The organism is Candidatus Schekmanbacteria bacterium RIFCSPLOWO2_02_FULL_38_14 (assembly GCA_001790855.1).
GTDB lineage: Bacteria > Schekmanbacteria > GWA2-38-11 > GWA2-38-11 > GWA2-38-11 > 2-02-FULL-38-14-A.
The window spans coordinates 1-289 of record MGDH01000035.1 but is presented as its reverse complement, the minus strand read 5'-3'; the positions used below and the strand labels follow the sequence as shown (position 1 = coordinate 289).

The window sequence follows — 289 nt, the reverse complement described above, 5'->3', positions numbered from 1 at the left end:
CTGTTCCGTGGAGCGGAAGGCACGCTGTTGTATCTTTGTCCCCACTGACCGGAATCTGGGGAGAAGCATATTGTGGAGGAACATGGGGAAGTGAGCTTAAAAGAGCGGGCTTTGACGGTATAATCATAAAGGGAAAATCTGCTAAACCTGTATACCTCTGGGTAAACAATGGGAGGGTGGAAATCAGGGATTCTTCTCATCTTTGGGGAAAAGATACTTTTGAGGTTGAAGATTTAATCAAGAAAGAAACTGATGAAAAAGGAAGCGTTACCTGCATTGGCCAGGCAGG

1 protein-coding gene and 1 pseudogene (1 of these 2 cut by a window edge) are annotated in these 289 nt (G+C 45.7%); both read left to right on the top strand.

Going from position 1 to position 289, the window contains the following annotated elements; translation table 11 throughout:
- On the top strand, window positions 1–48 hold the end of the coding sequence (locus tag A3H37_04275; protein OGL48664.1) for a hypothetical protein. It extends 204 nt beyond the left edge of the window; 48 of the gene's 252 nt are visible here — the last part of the coding sequence; its start codon lies off the left edge, out of view; it ends in the stop codon at window positions 46–48.
- Window positions 36–289, top strand: a pseudogene (locus A3H37_04270) (hypothetical protein). Before A3H37_04275 ends, A3H37_04270 begins: the two are co-directional and overlap by 13 nt.